The 21794-nt window shown below is 73.7% G+C and carries 18 protein-coding genes; 7 read left to right on the top strand and 11 right to left on the bottom strand.

Annotation, left to right across the window (positions count from 1 at the left end; translation table 11 throughout):
• Positions 1-2: 2 nt before the first annotated feature.
• Positions 3-2432, bottom strand: coding sequence for a putative bifunctional diguanylate cyclase/phosphodiesterase (locus tag CGE01nite_RS12645; RefSeq protein ID WP_229747442.1), 2430 nt, complete (start codon positions 2430-2432; stop codon positions 3-5).
• On the bottom strand, positions 2429-5110 hold the full coding sequence (locus CGE01nite_RS12640; RefSeq protein WP_141371284.1) for an FtsK/SpoIIIE family DNA translocase: 2682 nt from the start codon (positions 5108-5110) through the stop codon (positions 2429-2431). The genes CGE01nite_RS12645 and CGE01nite_RS12640 overlap by 4 nt, the downstream gene beginning before the upstream one ends.
• 164 nt (positions 5111-5274) lie before the next feature.
• Between CGE01nite_RS12640 and CGE01nite_RS12635 the strand changes: the two genes are divergently transcribed.
• Complete coding sequence (locus CGE01nite_RS12635) at positions 5275-6219, top strand: DMT family transporter (protein WP_141371283.1); 945 nt, start codon at positions 5275-5277, stop codon at positions 6217-6219.
• A 37-nt stretch (positions 6220-6256) separates the two neighbouring features.
• Here the strand turns inward: CGE01nite_RS12635 and CGE01nite_RS12630 are convergent, their stop codons facing one another.
• Positions 6257-7048: an MBL fold metallo-hydrolase gene (locus CGE01nite_RS12630; protein ID WP_048341476.1), complete on the bottom strand. Its 792-nt coding sequence runs from the start codon at positions 7046-7048 to the stop codon at positions 6257-6259.
• Between the two features lie 70 nt (positions 7049-7118).
• Here CGE01nite_RS12630 and CGE01nite_RS12625 point away from each other — a divergent pair, with 70 nt between their 5' ends.
• The gene (locus CGE01nite_RS12625) at positions 7119-8135 is read left to right on the top strand and encodes a GlxA family transcriptional regulator (protein WP_141371282.1); all 1017 of its coding nucleotides are present in this window, start codon (positions 7119-7121) and stop codon (positions 8133-8135) included.
• On the opposite strand, the gene CGE01nite_RS12620 is transcribed toward CGE01nite_RS12625, so the two are convergent.
• The 4 genes from CGE01nite_RS12620 to CGE01nite_RS12605 form a co-directional block, all read right to left on the bottom strand.
• A complete protein-coding gene (locus CGE01nite_RS12620; protein WP_048341457.1) occupies positions 8110-9795 on the bottom strand; it encodes a ribonuclease J in 1686 nt (561 codons plus the stop codon). The two genes, CGE01nite_RS12625 and CGE01nite_RS12620, sit on opposite strands and share 26 nt — an antisense overlap.
• A gap of 115 nt (positions 9796-9910) precedes the next feature.
• A complete protein-coding gene (gene dapA, locus CGE01nite_RS12615) occupies positions 9911-10828 on the bottom strand; it encodes a 4-hydroxy-tetrahydrodipicolinate synthase (protein WP_141371281.1) in 918 nt (305 codons plus the stop codon).
• Between the two features lie 88 nt (positions 10829-10916).
• Positions 10917-11450, bottom strand: coding sequence for a dihydrofolate reductase (locus CGE01nite_RS12610; RefSeq protein WP_141371280.1), 534 nt, complete (start codon positions 11448-11450; stop codon positions 10917-10919).
• Positions 11447-12295 (bottom strand): thymidylate synthase, encoded by an 849-nt coding sequence (locus tag CGE01nite_RS12605; RefSeq protein ID WP_048341459.1) that lies wholly within the window; start codon positions 12293-12295, stop codon positions 11447-11449. Before CGE01nite_RS12605 ends, CGE01nite_RS12610 begins: the two co-directional genes overlap by 4 nt.
• 67 nt (positions 12296-12362) lie before the next feature.
• On the opposite strand from CGE01nite_RS12605, the gene CGE01nite_RS12600 reads away from it, so the two are divergent.
• The 4 genes from CGE01nite_RS12600 to CGE01nite_RS12585 all read left to right on the top strand — a co-directional run bounded on the left by CGE01nite_RS12600 (position 12363) and on the right by CGE01nite_RS12585 (position 14730).
• Positions 12363-13112 (top strand): AzlC family ABC transporter permease, encoded by a 750-nt coding sequence (locus CGE01nite_RS12600; RefSeq protein ID WP_229747443.1) that lies wholly within the window; start codon positions 12363-12365, stop codon positions 13110-13112.
• Positions 13109-13429 (top strand): AzlD domain-containing protein, encoded by a 321-nt coding sequence (locus CGE01nite_RS12595; protein ID WP_048341461.1) that lies wholly within the window; start codon positions 13109-13111, stop codon positions 13427-13429. Before CGE01nite_RS12600 ends, CGE01nite_RS12595 begins: the two co-directional genes overlap by 4 nt.
• Positions 13430-13537: 108 nt before the next feature.
• Positions 13538-14179 (top strand): TIGR00645 family protein, encoded by a 642-nt coding sequence (locus tag CGE01nite_RS12590; protein WP_141371278.1) that lies wholly within the window; start codon positions 13538-13540, stop codon positions 14177-14179.
• Positions 14176-14730, top strand: coding sequence for a GNAT family N-acetyltransferase (locus tag CGE01nite_RS12585; RefSeq protein ID WP_048341463.1), 555 nt, complete (start codon positions 14176-14178; stop codon positions 14728-14730). The genes CGE01nite_RS12590 and CGE01nite_RS12585 overlap by 4 nt, the downstream gene beginning before the upstream one ends.
• A gap of 66 nt (positions 14731-14796) precedes the next feature.
• On the opposite strand, the gene CGE01nite_RS12580 is transcribed toward CGE01nite_RS12585, so the two are convergent.
• The 3 genes from CGE01nite_RS12580 to CGE01nite_RS12570 are packed head-to-tail and all read right to left on the bottom strand — an operon-like array spanning position 14797 to position 16951.
• The gene (locus tag CGE01nite_RS12580) at positions 14797-15261 is read right to left on the bottom strand and encodes a hypothetical protein (RefSeq protein WP_048341464.1); all 465 of its coding nucleotides are present in this window, start codon (positions 15259-15261) and stop codon (positions 14797-14799) included.
• A 3-nt stretch (positions 15262-15264) separates the two neighbouring features.
• A complete protein-coding gene (gene dapB / locus CGE01nite_RS12575; RefSeq protein WP_082156132.1) occupies positions 15265-16020 on the bottom strand; it encodes a 4-hydroxy-tetrahydrodipicolinate reductase in 756 nt (251 codons plus the stop codon).
• Between the two features lie 43 nt (positions 16021-16063).
• A complete protein-coding gene (locus CGE01nite_RS12570; protein WP_141371277.1) occupies positions 16064-16951 on the bottom strand; it encodes a hypothetical protein in 888 nt (295 codons plus the stop codon).
• A gap of 218 nt (positions 16952-17169) precedes the next feature.
• On the opposite strand from CGE01nite_RS12570, the gene CGE01nite_RS12565 reads away from it, so the two are divergent.
• Positions 17170-20340: a S8 family serine peptidase gene (locus tag CGE01nite_RS12565; protein ID WP_141371276.1), complete on the top strand. Its 3171-nt coding sequence runs from the start codon at positions 17170-17172 to the stop codon at positions 20338-20340.
• A 109-nt stretch (positions 20341-20449) separates the two neighbouring features.
• Here CGE01nite_RS12565 and CGE01nite_RS12560 read toward each other — a convergent pair whose 3' ends face one another.
• On the bottom strand, positions 20450-21793 hold the full coding sequence (locus tag CGE01nite_RS12560) for a M16 family metallopeptidase (RefSeq protein ID WP_141371275.1): 1344 nt from the start codon (positions 21791-21793) through the stop codon (positions 20450-20452).
• Between the last annotated feature and the right edge of the window lies 1 nt (position 21794).

Here is a 21794-nt window from a genome sequence, read left to right as displayed (position 1 = left end):
GGTCAGTGCGGCGGTCGCGGCAGGGGCCCGGCGGTGGTCCCGTGCGAGGGCGGGCGGCCCCCGGGCGGGACGGGCGCGGGGCCCGACGACATCCCGGGCATCGACGGGCCCGACGGCGTGGGGAGGTCGGCCGCGACGGGTGCCGAGCGCGTCGCGTCACGCACGAACGCGGGCGCCACCGGGCTCGGTGCCGCGGACTCCGCGGGCGGCGGAGCCGGCTGCGCACCCCCGTACAACCAGCCCTGCCCGTACCGCCAGCCGTTGCGGTGCAGGTACTCGGCCTGCTCGGCGTGCTCGATGCCCTCGGCGATCGTCACCATCGCGAGCTCGCGGGCGAGCGCACCGAGCGCCCTCACGACCTTGCCCGCCGTGGGGTCGTCGGGGATGCCGGACGTGAACGACATGTCGAGCTTGACACCCGCGACCGGCAGGTCGCGCAGGTAGGACAGCGGTGAGACGCCCGTGCCGAAGTCGTCGAGCAGGATCGGCACGCCCGCGGCGGACAGCTGCGTGAGCTCGTGACGGATGCGCGTGCCCGACGCGACGAGCGAGGACTCGGTGAGCTCGACGACGATCCGGCCCGCCATGAGCCGGTGCCGGGAGATCTCCGACAGCAGCGTCGTCGCGAACTCCCCGTCCCCGAGCTGGTCGGCCGAGACGTTGACCGACACCCAGGTGGTGCGGTCGGGCGACGACGCGACGAACTCCGCGACCTTGGTCGCGACCAGCTGCCCGAGCGGCACCGCGAGGCCCGCCTCCTGCGCGAGCGAGAGGAACGCCGCCGGCAGCAGGAGCCCGCGGTACGGGTGCTGCCAGCGCACGAGGGCCTCATAGCCGACGACGCGGCCGTCGGCGAGGTCGACGATCGGCTGGTAGTGCACGACGAGCTCGTCGGCGTCGAGCGCCTCGGTCAGCTCGCGTAGCAGGTCCGAGCCCGACGAACGGGCCATCGAGTGGTCGTACACCTCGGTGCGCCCGCGTCCACCCGCCTTGGCCTTGTAGAGCGCGGAGTCGGCCGCGGCCAGCAGGCCCGGCGCACCGCCCTGCACGGTCTCGGGGTCGGCCAGGGCGATCCCGATGCTCGCGGCCACCGCGAGGCGCCGGCGCGCGACGCGGACGGGCTCGGCCAGGCCGGCGTGGATCGCGCCCGCGACCTCGAACACCGCCCGGGGACCGTCGACGTCCTGCACGACGACGACGAACTCGTCGCCACCGAGCCGCGCAACGGTGCCGCGCCGGGCGGTCGCTGCCCGCAGCACGCCCGCGACGTGCACGAGCACCTCGTCACCGGCCGCGTGGCCGTACCGGTCGTTGATCTCCTTGAACCCGTCGAGGTCGCACGCGAGCACCGCGACCCGGTCCACGACGCCGGGCTGCTCGAGGACCGACTGCAGCACCTCCTGCAGCAGCGTGCGGTTCGCCAGGCCGGTCAGCGGGTCGTGCATCGCGCGGTGCGTGAGCATCTCGGCCTGCAGCCGCGACTCGGTCGAGTCGCGCACCTGCACGACGAAGTGGTCGGGCTCGCCCGTGGGGCTGCGCACGAGCGCGGCGTCGAGCACGACCCACACGAGGTGGTCGTCGGCCCGCTGGTAGCGCTTCTCGATCGAGAACCGGTGCTGGCCGCCACCCAGCAGCCGGTCGACCTCCAGCCGCTCGCTCGCGCGCGAGTCCGGCGTGCCGAGCGCCTCCATCGGGTAGCCGCGCAGCGCCTCGACCGTGGTCCCGAGCAGCTCGGCGAGCGCCGCGTTGGCCTCGACGATGTGCCAGTCCAGGTCGACGAGCGCCATGCCGATCGGCGCGTTCTCCATCGCGACGCGGAACTGCGTCTCGGACCGGGACAGCGCGGCCTCGACCTGGCGCGACCCCGTGACGTCGACGAGCGTCGTGAGCACGGCCGGCGCGTCACCGTCGGCGGCCGCGACGAGCTGGCTCGCGACCTGCACCATGCGCGCCTGGGTCCCCATCGGCCCCGGCAGCGCGACCCCCACGAGCTGCGAGTCGACCGTGTAGCCTGCCCGGCCCGTGCGGTAGCCGAGCACCGCGGCGGGGTTCATGGACAGCCCCTGCTCGTTGACGAGCACCACGGGCAGGTCGGTCAGGTGCCGGCCCACCACCGCGTCGCTCTCGAGCCCGAGGATCGCCGCGGCTCGCTCGGAGATGTCCAGCACCGTGCCGGACAGCGAGACGACGAGCACGCCCTCCTTCGTCACGGCCTGCAGGGCGTCGTACCGGTGCCGCAGCTCGCGCGACAGGTCGAGCAGGCCGTTGGCCCGGTGCACCTCGCGACGCTGGCGGGCGAGCAGCACCAGGACCCACACGAGCGCGACGACCGCGATCGCGGCGATCACGAGCAGGCCCACGCCCACGGTGTCGGTCGTGCCGGAGACGAGCGACGCGACCGACGCGTCGTGCGGCGCGCGCCCGGCGCTCACCGAGCGCCGCCGGGCCAGTCCTGGCCCTCGTCCTCGAGATCGTCGTGGTAGTCGGTCGCGACGGGGATCCCCTCGTCGCCGGGCAGCGCCTCGGGAGCCCCGCGCAGCATCGCGAGCGTCGCCGGCAGGTCGTCGGCCTGCACCAGCACCTCCCGGGCCTTCGAGCCCTCCGACGGCCCGACGATCTCGCGCGACTCGAGCAGGTCCATGAGGCGCCCGGCCTTGGCGAAGCCGACGCGCAGCTTGCGCTGCAGCATCGACGTCGAGCCGAACTGCGTCGTCACGACGAGCTCGGCGGCCTGCAGCAGCAGGTCCAGGTCGTCGCCGATGTCCTCGTCGACCTGCTTCTTGGGCGCGGCCTGGGTGACGTCCTGCCGGTACGACGGCTTGAGCTGGGTCTTGACGTGCGCGACGACCGCGTGGATCTCGGACTCCGCGACCCACGCGCCCTGCGTACGCATCGGCTTGGCCGCACCCATCGGCAGGAAGAGCGCGTCACCCTGACCGATCAGCTTCTCGGCACCCGGCTGGTCGAGGACGACACGCGAGTCGGTCAGCGAGGACGTCGCGAACGCCAGGCGGGACGGCACGTTCGCCTTGATCAAGCCGGTCACGACGTCGACGGACGGGCGCTGGGTCGCGAGCACCAGGTGGATCCCGGCCGCGCGCGCGAGCTGCGTGATGCGCTGGATCGACGCCTCGACGTCGCGCGGCGCGACCATCATGAGGTCGGCGAGCTCGTCGACGATCACCAGCAGGTACGGGTACGTCGCGATCTTGCGCTCGGAGCCGGGCAGCGGCTTGACCTTGCCCGCCCGCACCGCGGCGTTGAAGTCGTCGATGTGCTTGAACCCGAACGCTGCGAGGTCGTCGTAGCGCGCCTCCATCTCCCGCACGACCCACTCGAGGGCCTCCGCGGCCTTCTTCGGGTTCGTGATGATCGGGGTGATGAGGTGCGGGATGCCCTCGTAGATCGTCAGCTCGACGCGCTTGGGGTCGACGAGCACCATGCGCACCTCGTCGGGCGTCGCACGCATGAGGATCGAGACGATCATCGAGTTGACGAAGCTCGACTTGCCGGCGCCGGTGGCGCCCGCGACGAGCAGGTGCGGCATCTTGGCGAGGTTCGCGGTCACGTACCCGCCCTCGACGTCCTTGCCGACGCCGATGACCATCGGGTGGTCGGAGCGCTTCGCGGCGGCCGAGCGCAGCACGTCGCCGAGGGCGACCGTCTCGCGGTCCGTGTTGGGGATCTCGATGCCGATCGCCGACTTGCCGGGGATCGGCGACAGGATCCGCACGTCCGCGGAGGCCACCGCGTAGGCGATGTTCTTGGACAGCGCGGTGACGCGCTCGACCTTGACGGCCTGGCCCAGCTCGACCTCGTACCGGGTCACGGTCGGGCCGCGCGTGAAGCCCGTGACCTTCGCGTCGATCTCGAACTGCTCCAGGACGCTGGTGAGCGACTCGACGACGCGGTCGTTCGCCGCCGAGCGCACCTTGTGCGGAGCGCCCTTCACGAGCGACTCCTCCGACGGCAGCGTGTAGAGCACGTCGCCGTCGAGCATCGGCTGCTCGCCGCGCGGCACCCCCGTGGTCACGGGCGGGGCCAGCGGGGCCTTGGTGCGGCTCGGGACGGCGGCTGTCGCCTCGGCGTCGACGGCGGCCGTCGGCTCGGTCGGGGGTGCGGGGTCGAACGCCTGCGTCTCGTCGTCGTGCTCGGCCCCGGGCACCACGACCGCGGCGCGCACGAACGCCTCGTCCGCCTCGTAGGCGTCGAGAGCGGCCTGCTCGGCCTCGGCCTGCGCCTCCGCCCGACGGCGGGCGAGCCTCCCCCGGCGCCTGCCGGGCCGAGCCTCGGGCTCCTCGACGGCGGAGTGGAGGGCGTTGATGACGAGCGGCTCGTCGTCGGCCTCGTCACCCGTCGCCTCGTCGTGCTGACCCGTGAGCCGCCGGTACAGCGCACGCAGGCGCGGGACGACCTGGTGCACGGGCGTGGCCGTGACGACCAGCACCCCGAAGAACGCCAGCAGGAAGAGCAGCACGACGGTCACCGGGGTCGTCACGAGCGTCACCAGCGGCGTCCCGACGATGAGCCCGAGCATCCCGCCGGCGCCACGGACGGCGTCCATGTCGTCGGTGCCGGGAGCGTCGGCGAAGACGTGCACGAGCGCGCACACCGCAAGCAGGATCGCCGCGAAGCCGATGCCGATGCGACCGTTCGCCTGGCCGCGGTCCGGGTGCCGCATGAGCCTGACGGACGTCGCGAGCAGCAGGATCGGCACGACGACGCCGACGACGCCGAACGTGCCCGCGACGATGTTGTGGACCACGCCGCCGGCCGTGCCGGACAGCGACCACCACTCGCGCGCCGCGACGATCACGGCGATCCCGAGCAGGGTGAACGCGAGCCCGTCCCGCCGGTGCGAGGGGTCGAGGTCACGCGCGTCGCGACCGACCCGCCGCGCGGCGCCACCGACGAGGTGGGCGCTGCCCATCCAGATGCCCCGGACGATCCGCACCGGGAGCGCGGGCCGGCGCGGGGCCGCGGGCGCGGCGGTGCGGCTCGCCGGACGCGATCCCCCCTGCCGCGCGGGCTGCTTCTTGCCGGAGGACGTGCCGGCGGACCGTGCAGCGGGCGCGCCGGAGCGCGACCGGGGAGTCGTACGGGTCGCCATGGTCCTCACGGTAGCGTCGCGGCCCGCCGCAGCGCCGCTGCCCGCGCCGTGTCGTCCGGCGGTTCGCGAGCTTCGCCCGCACGTCGGGCCCGTGCGCCGCCCGCTCCTGTCGGTGGTCGGTCCTACGGTGTGCCCGTGCACACACTCGCGACCGGGCCGCTGACATGACGCGCCGCGGCTGGGCCCTGCTCCTGGCGATGGGCGTGATCTGGGGCGTGCCCTACCTGCTCATCAAGGTGGCCGTCGAGCAGGTCACGCCGGCGACGGTCGTGCTCGCCCGCACGTCGATCGGCGCGCTCCTGCTGCTGCCGTTCGCGCTGCGGCGCGGCGGGCTGCGCCCGTTGCGCGGGCACTGGCCGGCGATCGGGGCGTTCGCGGTGCTCGAGCTCGTGATCCCGTGGATCCTGCTGTCGAACGCCGAGCGCACGCTGTCCAGCTCGACGACCGGGCTGCTCGTGGCGACCGTGCCCATCGCGGCCGTGGTGATCGGCCGCTTCGTCGACGGCCAGGCCGTGGCGCTCGTGCGGTGGGCGGGCCTGCTGGTCGCGCTCGGCGGCGTGGCGCTCCTGCTCGGTCCCGGCGCGGCCGCGGGAGACCCGTGGGCGGTCGTGCAGGTGCTCGTCGCGGCGCTCGGGTACGCGATCGCGCCGATCGTCGCGGAACGGCATCTGCGAGGGGTCCCGGCGATCCCGATGACGACGGCCTGCCTCGTGATCGCCGCGCTCGTCTACCTGCCGGTCGTGCTCCTCGAGGCGCCGCACGAGCGACCGGGCACTGACGCCGTGCTCGCCCTCGTCGCGCTCGGCGTGGTCAGCACCGCGCTGGCGTTCGTGCTCTTCTTCCGGCTCATCGCCGAGGTCGGCGGCGCGCGCTCCACGCTCGTCGCCTACCTCAACCCCGTGGTCGCGGTCGCGCTCGGGGCGCTCGTGCTCGACGAGCCGCTCACCCTGGCGGTCGTCGCCGCAGCCGCGCTCATCCTCGCCGGGTCGGCCGCCGCGTCGCGCCGATCGCACGGCGTGCCCGAGCCCGAGCCTGCGGGCGTCGCCGACGCCGCGACGGCGCTCACGGTCGAGCCCGCGCCCACCGGGAGCCGCGGCGACGCGACCTGACGAGGACCCGGGCGGGCCTCGACCCGGCGCGACGAGGTCACAGCGTCAACGGGATGCCTCGCTCCGGCACGACGAGACGGTCGAGTCGTCCCCCGCGCTCGAGCCGCTCCTCGAGGACCGCGAGCGGTTCGACGAAGTGTGCCCAGTCGGTGTGGTGCACAGGGACGACGCGCGCAGGTGCTAGCAGGTCGATCGCGGCGCTGGCCCGCAGTGCGTCGAGCGTGAGCGGCTCCGCCCCGAACCGGCCGACGTTCGCGGCACCCACGAAGAGCACGGCCAACGCGATGTCCGGGAACCGGCGCACGACCTGGTCGACCACGTCGAGCGAAGCGTTGTCACCCGAGACGTAGACCGTCGGCCAGGCCTCGGCCTCGAGGACGAAGCCGACCACGGAGCCGCTGAGCGCCTCGCTGCCCTCGGGGCCGTGCCGCGCGGGCACCGCCGTCACACGCACGCCGCCGTCGAGATCGACGTGGTCCCAGGGGTCGAGCCCACGCACCTCAGGCACCCGAGTCGCAGCGGCGGTCGTGGACAGGACGGTCGGGACTGCGGCCAGGAGTGCGCGACCGGCCGCGTCGAGGTTGTCGGCATGCTGGTCGTGCGACAGCAGGACGACGTCGACGGGCCCGAGCGCGTCGACGGGCACCGCCGGTCCGACGAGCTTGCGCAGCGTGACGGGTCCGGCGTACTCGGCGGGGGCCTCGTCGAACGTCGGGTCGGTGAGGAACGCCGTGCCGGCGTAGACGAGGTGGAGAGTCGGACCGCCGACCCACGTCGCGACGACGTCGTGCGGCGTGGCGGAGTCGTGCTGTGCTGGCGTCTGGGTCATCACTCCATGCTCGATGGACTCACCTCACGCGACCAGTGGCCCGCGAGTCGATGATCGCTAGGATCAGGCCATGCCCGCGACCCGGCAGGACGCCGCCGAGCACACTCGGCCGCGTGCCACGACGCACCGGGTCGCCGTCGTCGCCTTCGCAGGGATCAGCCCGTTCCACCTCGCGGTCCCGAGCGCCGTCCTGGCCTCGGGGGGCGGCGTCGCTCCCCACACCGGGTACGAGGTCGCGGTGTGCGCCGAGCGCCCCGGCCGGGTGCCGACGTCAGCCGGGTACGACATCGTCGTCGGCCACGGCCTCGAGCTCCTCACCGAGGCACGCACCGTGGTCCTGCCGAGCTGGGACACGCACCGGGATCCGCCGCCGGCGCTCGTCGAAGCGGTCCGGGCAGCGCACGGCCGCGGCGCGCGCGTGGTCGGGCTGTGCCTCGGCGCATACGTGGTCGCCGCCAGCGGCATCGCCGACGGCCGCACTCTCGCAACCCACTGGCACGCCGCTGACGACCTCGCGAGGCGCTACCCCGCGGTGCGGGTGCGCTCGGACATCCTGTGGTCCGACCTGGGCGATGTCGTGACGTCCGCCGGGGTCGCGGCCGCCCTCGACACGTGCCTGCACGTCGTGCGCACCGATCTCGGTGTCACGATGGCCGACAGCGTCGCGCGCGCGCTCGTGCTCGCGCCGCACCGTGACGGCGCCCAGACGCAGTTCATCCCTGCCCCGGTGTCTCGCCGACCGGGCGCGGACCCGGTCGACAGGGCCATCGAGTGGGCGCTCGACCACCTCGACGATCCGCTCGACCTCGACACGTGGGCCGAGCAGGTGCATCTCGCACGACGCACGTTCACCCGCAGGTTCCGGGACCGGACCGGGATCAGCCCCGGCCGGTGGCTCGTGCAGCAGCGCCTGGCACGTGCGCGCGTGCTGCTCGAGACCACCGACCTGAGCGTCGACGAGGTCGCCCGCAGGTCCGGGTTCGGGTCGGCGGCGACGCTTCGTGTGCACTTCACCGAGCACCTGCGCACGACGCCGCGTCGCCACCGCGAGACGTTCTCCGTCAGGCCTCGACCACCACGGGGATGATCATCGGCCGGCGCCGCAGCCGGCCCGAGACCCACCGGCCGACCACGCGCCGGATCACCTGCTGCAGCTGGTGCGTGTCGGTCGCGCCCTGCGCGACGGCCTCCTCGAGCGCCCGCGTGACCTCGGGGAGGATGTCCTCGAACACGTCGTCCTGCTCGGCGAAGCCTCGCGCGTGGATCTGCGGCCCGGCCAGGACCTTGCCGTCGGCCGACGAGACGACCGCGAAGATCGACACGAACCCCTCGTCGCCGAGGATGCGCCGGTCCTTGAGCTCGGCCTCGGTGATGCCCCCGACGCTCGACCCGTCGACGTACACGTACCCGCAGGGCACCGCGCCGACGACCGACGCGCGCCCGTCGACCAGGTCGATGACCACGCCGTCCTCCGCGAGCACCACGCGGTCGGCCGGGACACCGGTCTGCACCGCGAGCGCCGCGTTGGCCACGAGGTGACGGACCTCGCCGTGCACCGGCATGACGTTGCGCGGGCGCAGGATGTTGTAGCAGTACAGAAGCTCGCCGGCCGACGCGTGGCCCGAGACGTGCACCTTGGCGTTGCCGGAGTGCACGACGCGTGCCCCGAGCCGCGTGAGGCCGTTGATCACGCGGTAGACGGCGTTCTCGTTCCCCGGGATGAGGGACGAGGCCAGGATCACCGTGTCGCCGGCGCCGACCGAGACCTTGTGGTCGTTGTTCGCCATGCGTGACAGCGCGGCCATCGGCTCACCCTGCGAGCCCGTGCACATGAGCACGACCTCGTCGTCCGGCAGGTCGCCCACCGCCTTGAGGTCGATCAGCACGCCGTCCGGCACCTTGAGGTAGCCGAGGTCGGCGGCGATCGCCATGTTCCGCACCATCGACCGCCCGACGAGTGCGACGCGACGGCCGTGCGCGGCGGCGGCGTCGAGGACCTGCTGCACGCGGTGCACGTGCGAGGCGAACGACGCCACGATGATGCGCTTCGCCGAGTCGGCGAACACACCGTCGAGCACCGGCCCGATGCCGCGCTCAGGCGCGACGAAGCCGGGGACCTCGGCGTTGGTCGAGTCGACCATGAACAGGTCGACGCCCTTCTCACCGAGCCGCGCGAACGCGCGCAGGTCGGTGATGCGCCCGTCGAGCGGGAGCTGGTCCATCTTGAAGTCGCCCGTGTGGAGCACTGTCCCGGCGGGCGTCGTCACGGCGACCGCGAGCGCGTCCGGGATCGAGTGGTTCACGGCGACGAACTCGCACTCGAACTGGCCGAACCGCTCGACCTGGCCCTCGCGCACCGGGCGGGTGCGCGGCGTGATGCGGTGCTCCTTGAGCTTCGCCTCGACGAACGCGAGCGTGAGCTGCGAGCCGACGAGCGGGATGTCGGCCCGCAGCCGCAGCAGGTACGGCACGGCGCCGATGTGGTCCTCGTGGCCGTGCGTGAGGACGATCGCCTCGATGTCGTCGAGCCGGTCCCGGATGTAGTCGAAGTCCGGCAGGATCAGGTCGACGCCGGGCTGGTGGTCCTCGGGGAACAGCACGCCGCAGTCGATGACGAGCAGACGGCCGGCGAACTCGAGCACGGCCATGTTGCGGCCGACCTCACCGAGGCCGCCCAGTGCGACGACGCGCAGGGCGCCCTCGGGCAGCGGCGGCGGGGTGTCGAGCTCGGGATGGGGGTGGCTCAAGGGCTCTCCCTGCAACGGGCGGGCCGGGCTTGCGGCGCGGACCCGCGACGGTCCCGGACCTGGTCCGGGTGATGACGTGTGTGGTGGTGCGTGCGGCCCGGGGGTCGCGTGGGCGTCAGGTGAGCGCGGCGTCGAGCAGGCCCGCAGCGCGCAGCGCGGCCCGGATGCCGTCGACCTCCTCGTCGGACGCGGCGACGTACGGCAGGCGCACGGTGCGCCGCGGGATGAACCCCAGCACCTCGAGCGCCGCCTTGACGTGGACGGCCTGGAACCCGGCGCCGTTGACGGCGTCGGTCACGGGCAGGGTCGCGGCGTAGGCGCGCTGCATGCCCGTGACGTCGCCCCGGTCCCAGGCGGACAGCACGTCGACGAACATGCGGCTCGCGGCCTGCGTGACGACGCCGACGATGCCCGCGGCGCCCACCGCGAGGAACTGCGCGATCAGGCCGTCGTCGCCCGAGTACCAGGCGAGGTCGGTGCGCGCGATCCCCCGTGCCGCGTTGACGGTGTCACCCGTGGCGTCCTTGAAGGCGACCACGCGCTCGTCGGCCGCGAGGGTGTCGATCGTCGCGTCGGCGAGGCGGACCCCGGCGCGACCCGGGACGTCGTAGAGCATCGCGGGCAGGTCCGCCGCGTCGAGCACCGCGCGCACGTGCGCGACGACGCCCGGCTGCGAGGGCCGCGAGTAGTACGGGCTGACGACGAGGAGCCCGTGCGCACCGGCCTCGGCGGCCTGCTCGGCCATGCGGACCGCGTGCAGCGTGTCGTTGGACCCCGCGCCGGCGACGACGTACGCGCGGTCACCGACCGCCTCGACCACCGCCGCGATGAGCTCGGCCTTCTCGGGGGCGTGCGTGGTGGGGGCCTCACCGGTCGTGCCGTTGAGGACCAGGCCGTCGTGGCCCGCGTCGACGAGCCGGCGGGCGAGCCGCACCGCGGCGTCGAGGTCGACCTCGCCGTCGGCCGTGAACGGGGTGACCATCGCGGAGAGCAAGGCCCCGAACGGTCGCGTGCTCGACGTCACCTGCGGCATGGCGCCCACCGTACCGCTCCCCGACCTCGCGGACCGCCCAGGATCCACGTCCCGGGCACGTCGCGCACGACGACCGGGCGCCCCGGCGTCAGCGGCGTCGGTAGGTCTCGAAGCGGTAGCGCACGCCCGACGACGACGTGTGCCACGCGCCCGCCGGGTCCGCGGACTCGAGCCGCCACTCCTGCGGGTCCAGGCGCGGCGCGTGGGTGTCGCCGGCGACGGTGGCGTCGATCTTCGTGAGCTCGACGCGGTCGGCGCGCGGCAGCGCGAGTGCGTACACGGCCCCGCCGCCGACGACCCACACCTGCTCGCCACCGGGCGCGGCCGAGGCCACCTCCCACGCGGCCTCGAGGTCGCCGCACACCGTGGCGCCGTCGAGCGCCAGGCCGGGCTGGCGCGAGAGCACGACGTTGGTCCGCCCGGGCAGCGGCCGCCACCGCGGTGGCAGCGAGTCCCACGTCGCGCGTCCCATCACGACGGTATGCCCACCGGTGAGTGCCCGGAACCTCGCGAGGTCCTCGGGCACGTGCCAGGGCATGGCCCCGTCCGCGCCGATCACCCCCGTCGCGCTCTGCGCCCACACGAGCGCCACCTCGGGCGCTCGACGCTCCCCCGTCGTCATACGGCGATCGGCGCCTTGATCGTCGGGTGGTGCTGGTAGCCGACCACCTCGACGTCCTCGAACGTGTAGTCGAAGATCGACGGCGCGTGGCGCAGCTGCAGCGTGGGCGCGGGGTACGGCGCGCGCGCGAGCTGCTCACGCACCTGCTCGACGTGGTTGTCGTAGATGTGGCAGTCGCCGCCCGTCCACACGAAGTCGCCCACCTCGAGGCCGGCCTGCTGGGCGACCATGTGGGTGAGCAGCGCGTACGACGCGATGTTGAACGGCACGCCGAGGAACAGGTCCGCGGAGCGCTGGTAGAGCTGGCACGACAGCCGGCCGTCGGCGACGTAGAACTGGAACAGCGCGTGGCACGGCATGAGCGCCATCTGCGGCAGCTCGGCGACGTTCCATGCCGAGACGACGTGGCGCCGTGAGTCCGGGTTCGTGCGCAGGTTCTCCACGAGCTGCGCGATCTGGTCGACGTGACCGCCGTCGGGCGTCGGCCAGGACCGCCACTGCACGCCGTACACCGGGCCGAGCTCACCGTTCTCGTCGGCCCACTCGTCCCAGATCTTCACGCCGTGCTCCTGCAGCCAGCGCACGTTCGAGTCGCCGCGCAGGAACCACAGCAGCTCGTACACCACTGAGCGCAGGTGCACGCGCTTGGTGGTCACGAGGGGGAAGCCCGCGGACAGGTCGAACCGCATCTGGTGCCCGAACACCGAGCGCGTCCCGGTGCCGGTGCGGTCGGACTTCGGCGTGCCGGTCTCGAGCACGAGCCGCAGGAGGTCCTCGTACGGCGTGGCGATCGGCGTCGGGGACGGCGTGGTGGGTCCGGACGGCTCGTAGGACGGCAGCGTCATGCGCGTCATCGTACGTTCGGGCCAGGCGGAACGGGACCAGGCGTCCGCGTGTGCGACAGTGACCGACGTGAGCAGGCAGGACGCGCAGCGCGACGAGGTCCGCGCAGCCGTCCGTCAGGCGGTGTCGGTCGCCGTGGCGACCGGCCTGTACGGCGTCTCGTTCGGTGCCCTGTCCGTCGTCGCCGGGCTCTCGCTGGGCCAGACCATGGCCCTGTCGCTGCTGATGTTCTCGGGCGGCTCGCAGTTCGCGTTCATCGGCGTGGTCGGTGCAGGCGGCACCGCGACTGCCGCGGTCGCGACCGCAGGCCTGCTCGGCGTGCGCAACGGGCTGTACGGACCGCAGGTCGCCCCGCTCCTGGGCGTGCACGGGCCACGACGCCTGCTCGCCGCCCAGCTCACGATCGACGAGTCCACGGCGGTGGGGACCGCGCACCGCCCCGGCCCGGCGGCGCGCGCGGGGTTCTGGTGGACAGGCGTCGGCGTGTTCGTGCTGTGGAACCTGTGCACGCTCGGGGGCGCGCTGCTCGGCGACGCGCTGGGCGACCCGCGCCGGTACGGCCTCGACGCCGCAGCGGCGGCCGCCTTCCTCGCGCTCGTCTGGCCGCGCTTCTCGGGTCCGCACGGGCGGCTCGCGCGGCTCGTCGGCGCCGCTGCGGTGCTGGCGGCGCTCGCGACCACGCCGTTCCTGCCCGCCGGAGTCCCCGTGCTGCTCGCGGCGGCGATCGCGATCGTCGTCGGCATGACGGCACCTGCGGACCGCGACGCACCCGACGACGACGAGCGGGCGCACGCGCCCGAGGAAGAAGGTCGTGCGTGAGCCCCACCGCCACCTGGATCGCCGTGCTCGTGGGCGCGGGCGTCGTGTTCGCGATCAAGCTCGTCGGGCACCTCGTGCCCGAGCACTGGCTCGCCGAGCCGCGCGTCGCGCGCACTGCCGCGCTCGTCACCGTCGCGCTGCTCTCGGCGCTCGTGGCGGTGCAGGCGGTGGCGCATGGTCGCGAGCTCGTCCTCGACGCCCGGCTGCCGGCCCTCGCGGTCGCTGCGGTCGCGCTCGCGCTGCGCGCGCCGTTCGTCGTCGTGGTGATCCTGGCCGCTGCGACCGCCGCGCTGCTGCGCGCGCTCGGCATGCCCTGAGTGACGCGCAGATCACAGGCGGTGGGCGGGCACCAGGGACGTAGGTCGTGCGTTGTACCCTCGCCCGACGACGAGGCCGCGCCGCGGCCACCGCAACCCGGAGGACCGATGGCCGAGGCCACCATCACGACCACCACGGCATCCGTGCGCCGATCCCCGATCGGCACGCTCATCTTCATGTCCCGCTGGCTGCAGGTGCCGCTGTACCTGGGTCTGATCGTCGCGCAGGCGTTCTACGTCTGGCAGTTCATGAAGTCGCTCTGGTACCTCGGGGTCGGCCTCTTCACCGGGCACACGACGAGCCACGGCGAGACCGTCGAGTTCGACGAGGGCACGATGATCATCGCGGTCCTCGGGCTCGTGGACGTCGTGATGATCGCGAACCTGCTGATCATGGTGATCATCGGTGGCTACGAGACGTTCGTCTCGCGCATCCGCCTCGACGACCACCCCGACCAGCCCGAGTGGCTCTCGCACGTCAACGCGAACGTGCTCAAGACGAAGCTCGCGATGTCGATCATCGGCATCTCGTCGATCCACCTGCTCGCGAGCTTCATCGAGGCGGGCGACACGATCGCGCACGACGGCGGGGCGACCGCGCTCATGTGGCAGACCCTCATCCACCTCGCGTTCATCGTCTCGGCGATGGCGCTGGCGTGGATCGACAAGGTCTCGACCAAGCACCCCCCGAAGCCCAAGCCCGCGCCGGTCACGGACGCACCGGCGCCCGTCGGAGCGGGCGCACTGTGACCCTGTTCCGCGAGACCTCGGACGTCTCGGTCCGGCCCGCGGTCCCGGGCGACGAGACCGCGATCGTCGCGATCCAGGTCGAGGCGTGGCGGCGCTCGCACGGCGAGCTGCTCGGCGGCGCGATCGACGCGCTCGACCACGACGCGATGCGCGGCCAGTGGGCCGCAGCCGTTGCCGCTCCCCCTGCCGGGCACCGCGTGCTCGTCGCGTGCGCGGGCGCCACGGTCGTCGGCTTCGCGTCGATCGCGCCCGTCCCGGCGACCGACCCGACGTCCGCTCCCGGCGGTCTCCTGCTCGCGCTCGAGGTCGACCCCGCGCACCAGCAGGGCGGGCACGGCTCGCGCCTCCTGGCGGCCGCCGTGGACCTGCTGCGCGAGGACGGCGCCGACCAGCTCCTGACGTGGGTCCTCGACGGCGACACGGCGCGCGCGCAGTTCCTGTCGGGTGCGGGGCTCGGTCCGGACGACACCGTGCGCGAGCTCGCCTCGGGCACGTTGCCCGACGGCACCACTCGCACGGTCCGCGAGCACCGCTGGTGGGCGACGATCTGACGTCGGCTCGGCGCGGGCGGTGGACGTCGCTGCCCCGCCGCGGAGAGGTCAGCTGCGGCCCTCCGGTCAGCGGCGGTAGAGCGTGCGGGCGTGCCGCAGGGACTCGCGCGCGCGCCTGCGGTCGCCTGCGGCGTCGTACGCGAACGCGAGGTGGTACCACGAGCGCCAGTCGTCGGGCTCGGCCTCGCAGCGCTCGCGCACGTCGTCGAACGCCGCCCGCGCCGCGCCGCGGTCGACCCGACCGCCGGGTGAGCGCGGCAGGTCGTCCACGGGCAGCTCGTCGGCCTCCGCGAGCGTGTCCGCCATGCGCTGCACGTCGATCGCGAGCGCCCACTCGCGGGCCAGGAACCAGATCGCCACGACGGGCAGCACCCACAGCGCGACGCCCAGCGCGATCGCCACGGGCTCACCGGTGCGGACCAGCGCGGTCGCGCGCGCCGCGACGAGCACCACGTAGAGCGCGAGCAGCGCCGTGAGCGCGACCGCCGCACCGATCGCGACAGCCGAAGAGCGGGGACGTCGTCGCGCCATCGCTCAGGCCAGGTCGAGCAGGTGCTCGAGGCCGACGGTCAGGCCGGGTCGCGACCCGACCTGGCGCACCGCGAGCAGGACGCCGGGCATGAAGCTCACGCGGTCGAACGAGTCGTGCCGGATCGTGAGCTGCTCGCCGGGGTTGCCGAGCAGGACCTCCTCGTGCGCGGTGAGGCCGCGCAGGCGCACGGCGTGCACGCGCACGTCGTCCACGAGCGCCCCGCGCGCACCGTCGAGCGACTGCTCGGTCGCGTCCGGGCTCGCCTCGACCCCGGCGGCGCGACGCGCACGCGCGACGGCGTGCGCGGTGTGCAGCGCGGTGCCCGACGGCGCGTCGACCTTGTCCGGGTGGTGCAGCTCGACGATCTCGACCGACTCGAACCAGCGCGCCGCGCGTGCGGCGAACGCCATGGTCAGCACCGCACCCAGGGCGAAGTTCGGCGCGATCAGCACGCCGACGTCGGGGCGGTCCGCGAGGTGGTCGCGCACGCGGGCCCGCGCGGCGTCGTCCCAGCCGGTCGTGCCGACGACCGCGTGCACCCCCGCGTCGACGAGCGCGTGCACGTTGCCCTCGGTCACCGACGGGACGGTGAAGTCGACAGCCACCTGCGCGCCGGCGGCGGCCACCTTCGCCAGGTCGTCGCTCGCGTCGAGCGCCGCGACGAGCTCCAGGTCGGGCGCGGACTCGACCGCGCGCACCGTCGTCGACCCCATGCGTCCCGCCGCGCCCAGCACGGCCACCCTGATCCGTTCGCTCACGATCCGTAACCCTAGCCGCGCGCGGCACCGGCCTCGTGCGCGGCTACGCGATCCCGACGAGCTCGGCGACCCGCTCCTCGACACGCCGCAGCTCGACCGGGCTGAGCCCCGTGAACCGCTCGACCTCGCGCGGCGCGATCGCCGACTGCGCGTACCAGCGCAACGCGGCGACGACGTCGGTGGGCGCGACCGGGCCGGGACCGACGGCCTCGCGGACGAAGCCCGTGAACCGCACCGCCGCGAGGTAGGTCGCGGGCGGTACGCCCAGGTAGCGGACCGACCACCGGTGCAGGTCGCTCACGGTCACCTCGTGCGCGCGGGCCAGGTCGGCCGCCGCGACCAGGCCACGCTCGGCGTCGACCTGGCTGACGACCTCGGCGAACGTCGCCCGGTGCTCGTCGTCCTCGTCCGACCCCGGCCGCTCGTCGGCCGACTCCTGCGCGCGCCGCACGACCGCCGCGACCACGAGCCGCGCCGCCTCGTCGTCCTCGCCCGCGGTCAGCGCCGCCCGCGCCGCCTCGACGACCGCTTCCCCGAGCAGGTCCTGCGGCGGCGCAGCACGGTCGACGAGGAGGTCCGCGGCCCGCCCCGCCGCGACGCGGACCTGCGGGGCAGCGACGAACAGTCGCGAGAGCGCCATCGGGTGCAGCTGGACGCCCAGCCTGACTGCCCCGGCCGGGAGCTCGCGCACCGCCGCGCGCGTGAGCAGCCCGCGGACGTCGTCGCCCTCGGCACGCCGCGCCCCGGTCAGGGCGTCGGTGAGGCGACCGGGCGCGCCGAGCGCGAGCTGGACCAGGCCCCGGCCGTCCGGCAGGAGCAGCTCGCGCACCGCACCGGCGTCGCGCAGCACCCACGCGTGCTCGACGAGACCCGGCACGGCCAGCGCGAGCCGGCGGTAGGCGCGGTCGGAGAACGCCGACGAGTTGCTCACCAGGCCATCATCGCCCTCGCGGGCCCGACGACGGCGCTGATGCGCCCGACCGACAACCGGGTGAAATCGCCCAGACCGTGACATCGGCACCCCCGGTGGCGTCCGTACCGCCTGTCGCCCGTCCTCCTCCTTGTCGCACGAGACGGCCCGCCGTGCGCGCCGAGGCCCTCCACCGAGGCCGACGGCAGCCGTCTTCGATCAGCACGAGGGGGTGCACGATGTTCGTGCCCGCAAGATGTCACCGGAGAAACGCACGACGAGTCGCAGCAGCAGGGATCGCTGCCCTGGCGCTCGCCATCACGGGCGGCACCGCCGCCCTCGCAGCCCCGCCGGCCGTCGCTGCCAGCCTCGCGACCAGCGGTCTGCAGGACCCGGACGGCGCACAGCCCGAGTTCGAGGGCTACGTCGGCTACCACGCCGACGCCTCATCCGCAGCGGCCTCCGCCACGACGACGGACAAGCCCAAGACCACGGACCCGGGGCCCGTCGCGACCCCGGGCTTCGACACGCCCGACGTACCCGGCACCAAGGTGCCGCAGGTCAAGAAGCTCCCGGCCGTCGCGCCGCTGCCCAGCGCACCGGACCCGCAGCAGGTCGCCGCGGTCCGCAAGGCCGTGGCGACGAACGGCAGCGCGCGGGTCGCCGTGACGGCCACCGGGTCGCTGCGCTCCGACCTCGGGACGTCGGCCACCGCCTCCCGGGTCCAGGGCGAGCTGACCGCTGACGCCCAGGCCGGGCTGTCCGCCACGCTCGCGGGCACCGGCTCGACGCTCGTGGGCCTCGACCCCGTGCTGCCCGCCGGCGTCTGGACCGTCACCCAGGACGGGCTGGACGCGCTGCTCGCCGATCCTCAGGTCGGTTCCGTGGTGCTCGACGGCGAGGCGTACGCGACGCTCGCGACGAGTACCGGGGTCATCGACTCCGACCTGCTCAACACCGCCGGCGTCCTCGGCAACGACTTCGACGGAGCGACGGGCGGCGGGTACCAGGTCGCCGTGATCGACTCCGGCGTCGACAACCAGCACAACGCGTTCACCGGACGCATCGTCTCGCAGGCCTGCTACGTCACCGACTCGTCCTGCCCCGGCGGGGTCAACGCGTCGACGGCGGCCGGCTCGGCCGACGAGTGCACGCACTCCACCGACTGCGACCACGGCACGCACGTCGCCGGCATCGCGGCGGGCTCCTTCTTCACGGGTGGCCACGAGGGCGTCGCACGGGGCGCCGGGATCCACGCCCTGCGCGTGGCGCAGGACAACCCGAACAGCTCCCGGTGGACCGCGCAGTTCTCGTCCATCAACAACGCGCTCGCGCGCGTGTACGCGCTCAAGACCACGACGAGCCCCAAGATCGTCTCGGTCAACCTGAGCATCGGCACCAACACGGTGTTCGCCCCGGGCGACGCCGCGTGCGCCGCGGTCAACCCGACGACGAACACGTGGTTCTCGCTCCTGCAGGGCCAGGGCGTCGCGGTCGTCGTGGCCGCGGGCAACAACGGCAGCAGCACCGGGATGAGCTTCCCCGGCTGCTTGACGACCGCGTTCGCGATCGGCGCGACGAGCGACACCGACGTCCCGGCGGGGTTCACCAACTCCTCCTCCGGGCTGCGCTGGTGGGCTCCTGGCGTCTCGATCGACGCGCCCGTCCCGACCGGGAACAACCACGGGTTCAAGGACGGCACCTCGATGGCCGCTCCGCACGTCACCGGGGCGTTCGCGCTGCTGCGCGAGTGCGTCGACGGCAACGGTGTGCCCATCACCAACGCGGCCGCGGCCGCCAACCTCGACGCCACGGGCGTGGACGTGACGCGCGCGGGCGTGACCCGCAAGCGCATCAACGTGCTCGACGCGGCGACGCGGACGGTCAACAACAACGACTTCGCCTCGCCCGAGGTCTTCAGCGGCAACGGGCCGATCAACGACTTCGACTTCACCGTCTGCTCGGACGCCGAGCCCGGCGAACCGGGGCCGTTCAGCGTCGACAACGGCGTGTGGTGGCGGTGGACCCCCGCCACGACGGGCACGGCGACGATCTCGACGGAGGACAACGGGACGAACGTCACGACGTTCGACACGACCCTGACCGTCTACACGGGCACCTCGCTGGCCACGCTCACGCCGCTGGCCTGGGACGACGACTCGGGTACGGGCAACCGCAGCCTGGTCACCTTCCCGGTCAACGGCGGCACCTCCTACCGCATCAAGGTGGACGGGTTCGGCGCGACCAACGGTCTGCTCAACCTGCACATCGAGAACGGGCCCGCCCCGCTCTGCCAGGGCGTCGCGGCGACGATCGTCGGAACGCCGGGTGCGGACACGATCAACGGAACCGCCGGTGACGACGTGATCGTCGCGGGTGCGGGCAACGACGCCATCGACGGGCTGGGCGGCAACGACCGGCTCTGCGGTGACGCAGGCGACGACACGATCCGTGGCGGTACGGGCAACGACATCGGCTTCGGCGGGTCGGGCGCGGACTCCCTGCGGGGCGACTCGGGCAACGACACGCTGCTCGGCAACCCCGGCAGCGGGTCGACCGACGACGTCGGCGACTACCTCAACGGTGGCACCGGCAACGACACCCTGGACGGCTGGGTCGGCGACGACCAGCTCAACGGCGGCACCGGGAACGACCAGCTGCTGGGCATGGACGGCACCGACACGGTGATCTTCGCGACCTCGGCCGCGGGCGTGGTCGTCGACCTCGCCGCGGGCACCGCGACGGGTGACGGCACCGACTCGGTCGTGCAGGCCGAGAACGCCATCGGTTCGGCGCGGGCCGACAAGCTCGTGGGCACCTCGGGCACGAACGTGCTGCGCGGTGGCGCCGGCAACGACCGGATCGAGGGGTGGAACGGCAACGACACGATCGCCGGCGGCCCCGGCACCGACACGGTCCTGGGCGGCAACGGCAACGACACGATCGCCGGAGAAGCGGGCAGCGACCGCCTGTACGGCAACCCCGGCAACGACACGGTCCGAGGCGGTGACGGCGACGACCAGATCGACGGCGGCACGGGCAACGACCGGTTGTACGGCGAGGCCGGGGTCGACCGCATCGCCGGTGCCGACGGCACCGACACGATCGACGGTGGCGTGGGCAACGACGTCATCGACGCGGGCGACGACGCCGACACGGCGACCGGAGGCGCCGGCAACGACACCGTGCGCGGTGGCACAGGCAACGACACCGTGCGCGGCGGGGCCGGCAACGACTCCGTGTACGGCGGCACGGGCAACGACCGGGTCTTCGGTGACTCGGGCAACGACCGGGTGTTCGGCGAGTCCGGCACCGACGTCCTCAACGGCGGTTCCGGTTCGGACAGCTGCTCCGGCGGTACCGGCGTCGACACGGGCGCGTCGTGCGAGAGCACGTCGTCGATCCCCTGATCACCTGACGGCACTCCCGCCGCTCGCTGCGGGAGCCGAAAGGTCCGCGCTGCGCGGGTCGGCCACGGCCGGCCCGCGCAGCGTCGTGGAACGGGTCAGTGCGCGGTGGTCAGTCGCCGAACGGCCCGACGCGCACCACGGACCGCGGGCGTGACGCGAGCTCGGCAGCGAGCTCCTGCACGTCGGCCGCCGTCACCGCGCGCACGCGCTCGAGCGACTCGTCGATGCTCAACAGCTGGCCGTGCACCAGCTCGGCCTTGCCGAGCCGGCTCATGCGCGAGCCGGTGTCCTCCATGCCGAGCACGAGCCCGCCCGACAGCTGCCCGATCGACCGCTCGAGCTCGGCGGACGAGATGGGGGTCGACGCGAGCCGCTCCCACTCCGCGACCATGAGCGCCACGACCTCGTCGACCTTCGCCGGGGTGCACCCGGCGTAGAGCCCGAACACGCCCGTGTCGGTGTGACCCGACGCGAACGAGTAGGTCGAGTAGGCCAGGCCACGCTTCTCGCGCACCTCCTGGAAGAGCCGCGACGACATGCCGCCGCCGAGCACCGCGTTGAGCACCGACAGCGTGAAACGACGGTCGTCGGTGGCCGTCAGGGACGTGCACCCGACGATGACGTTCGCCTGCTCGGTGTGCCGCCGCACGGCGCGCTCGACGCCCACGATCGGCAGGCCCTGCTCGCCGGCGGTCAGCTCGACGGCACGCGCGCGGCGTCCCGTCGGGTCCGCGTCGCCTGCGAGGTCCCAGTCGCCGGCGACGAGAGCGTCGGCGACCTGGGCGCACAAGGTGTCGTGGTCGACTCCCCCGGCCGCGCTGACGACGAGCGTCGCGGGCTGGTAGTGCCAGCGGTAGTGCTCCCAGACCGCGTCACGCGGGACGTCCCGGATCGTGTCCGGCGTGCCGCCGATCGGACGGCCGAGCGGGTGGTCCCCCAGCACCGCGGTCGCGAACTGCTCGTGGACCACGTCGCTCGGGTCGTCGTCGTTCATCGCGAGCTCTTCGAGGATGACCCCGCGCTCGGTCTCGAGCTCGTCGGCCTCGAGGCGCGCCGAGGTCACCATGTCGGCGATCACGTCGACCGCCATGGGCAGGTCCGAGTCGAGCACCCGCGCGTAGTAGCACGTGTGCTCCTTGCCCGTGGCCGCGTTCGCCTCACCGCCGACGGCGTCGAACGCCTCGGCGATGTCCATCGCGGTCCGCCGCGCGGTGCCCTTGAACAGCAGGTGCTCGAGGAAGTGCGTCGAGCCGAAGTGGCCCGACTCCTCGTCGCGCGAGCCGACGCCGACCCACGCACCCACGGTCGCGGACCGCAGGCCGGGCATGTGCTCGGTCAGGACCCGGACGCCGCCGGGCAGGACGGAACGACGCACGAAGGCGTCGCCGTCCTGCCCGGCGGACTGCTCGGCGCCAGGGAGCCCCTGGCGCACGAGCGGGAGGTCGAGAGGCACG

Source organism: Cellulomonas gelida (assembly GCF_006538725.1).
GTDB classification, from domain to species: Bacteria; Actinomycetota; Actinomycetes; order Actinomycetales; family Cellulomonadaceae; genus Cellulomonas; species Cellulomonas gelida.
The sequence above is the reverse complement of the archived record's forward strand: the minus strand, read 5'-3'. Positions and strand labels throughout refer to the sequence as shown.